Annotated in this window: 3 protein-coding genes and 1 pseudogene; 2 read left to right on the forward strand and 2 right to left on the reverse strand. The window is 62.6% G+C overall.

Features of this window, described 5'->3' with window-relative positions; genetic code table 11:
- Positions 1-244: hypothetical protein (locus tag ABT116_RS46425; protein ID WP_351647260.1), on the forward strand; the 244-nt coding region annotated here is incomplete at its 5' end.
- A 49-nt stretch (positions 245-293) separates the two neighbouring features.
- On the opposite strand, the gene modA is transcribed toward ABT116_RS46425, so the two are convergent.
- Positions 294-959 carry a molybdate ABC transporter substrate-binding protein gene (modA, locus tag ABT116_RS46430; protein WP_351647264.1) on the reverse strand — a complete coding sequence of 222 codons (666 nt, stop codon included), beginning with the start codon at positions 957-959 and terminating at the stop codon, positions 294-296.
- Here modA and ABT116_RS51225 point away from each other — a divergent pair.
- The gene (locus ABT116_RS51225) at positions 919-1,332 is read left to right on the forward strand and encodes a hypothetical protein (RefSeq protein ID WP_502984081.1); all 414 of its coding nucleotides are present in this window, start codon (positions 919-921) and stop codon (positions 1,330-1,332) included. The two genes, modA and ABT116_RS51225, sit on opposite strands and share 41 nt — an antisense overlap.
- On the opposite strand, the pseudogene ABT116_RS46440 reads toward ABT116_RS51225, so the two are convergent.
- Positions 1,298-1,392 (reverse strand): annotated as a pseudogene (locus ABT116_RS46440) (diacylglycerol kinase family lipid kinase); the annotation flags it as partial. The gene ABT116_RS51225 and the pseudogene ABT116_RS46440 sit on opposite strands and share 35 nt — an antisense overlap.

Here is a 1,392-nt window from a genome sequence, read left to right on the forward strand (position 1 = left end):
CACCCGTCCGGGGGCCATCCGCCCGCGGCTGACCTCTTTCGTCGGCCGGGAACCCGAGATCGACGCCATCCGTTCCGACATGCACAGCAGCGTGCTCATCGCTGCTGTCTTCAAACTCAGTTTCAACGCGGCAACCGACGATTCGGAAGTCACGAGTTCCCAGAACTGCGACCACTGCACGGTGGCAAGCATCGCGGCCAAGGGAGCGATGACAAACGCCCCGCCGATCAGCGCGGGGAGGTAAATCCATACCGGCAGCCCGAGCGGGGCGCGGACTGCCGGTCGTAGGCGTGTCACGGAGCAGCGAATCCCGCGTCACTCAGAACTGCCAGGCCCTTGGGCCCCTTCACAAGGTCGACGAACTTCGTTGCCGTTTCCGAATTCTTCGAATCCTTCAGCACCGCGATCTGGTACAGGTTGACCACCGTGGTGGCTTCCGGGAACGCTACGGTCTGCACCTTGTCGCCGGCGGACTTCGCGTCGGTGACGTAAACGATGCCGGCATCGGCCTGCCCGGACGTCACCTTGTTGAGAACGTCCGTCACCGAGGATTCCTCACTGACGGGCGAGAGGGTCTCACCGGTGGCCGTCTCGACCTTCTTCGTAGCCGCACCACAAGGGACCTGCGGAGCGCAGATCACCAGTTGCGTCCCGTCCTTCGTCAGGTCGGCGAACGACGCGATGCCCTTCGGATTGCCCGGCGGCACAACAATCGTCAAGGTATTGCTCGCGAAGTCCGAGGGCGACCCCGCGACGACGCCGGCGTCGGTGGCCTTGGTCATGTTGGCGGCGTCAGCCGAGGCGAACACGTCAGCCGGTGCGCCCTGGGTGATCTGAGCGACGAGATCCGAGGACCCGGCAAAGCTGAAAGTGACCTTGGAACCGGGGTTCTCGGACTCGAACTCAGTACCGAGTTCGGTGAAGCTGTTCTTCAGTGACGCCGCCGCGAAGACGGTGATGCTTCCCGTGGCACTCTCGCTCGAGTTTGTTGTGGTCGGAGCGGCCGACGACGTCTACGACGACGAATTGTCGGAGGAACTACAACCGGTCACCAGGGCAAGCGAAAAAGCGCCTGCTGCAACAAGTCCGACTACACGCTTCACGGATTTCCTCCAGTATGTTCAAAAACTACGGCGTTTCCACGATGACCGTGGTGGCCTTCACGATTGCGACGCCGATACTCCCGACCTCGAGTCCGAGCTCCCGAACCGCGTCGGTACTCATCAACGAGACGACGGTGAAGGGCCCACACTGCATTTCGACCTGTGCCATCACCTTGTCGGTGACGACCTTGGTGCACAATCACACGCAGTGCACGGCGTACGCCTGTGAACGTCACGCTGGTCCGCAGCCCCAGGTGGTCACCGTCCATCTGGAGGGGGAGCGGGACCT

Source organism: Streptomyces sp. NPDC002130, assembly GCF_040296465.1.
GTDB lineage: Bacteria > Actinomycetota > Actinomycetes > Streptomycetales > Streptomycetaceae > Streptomyces.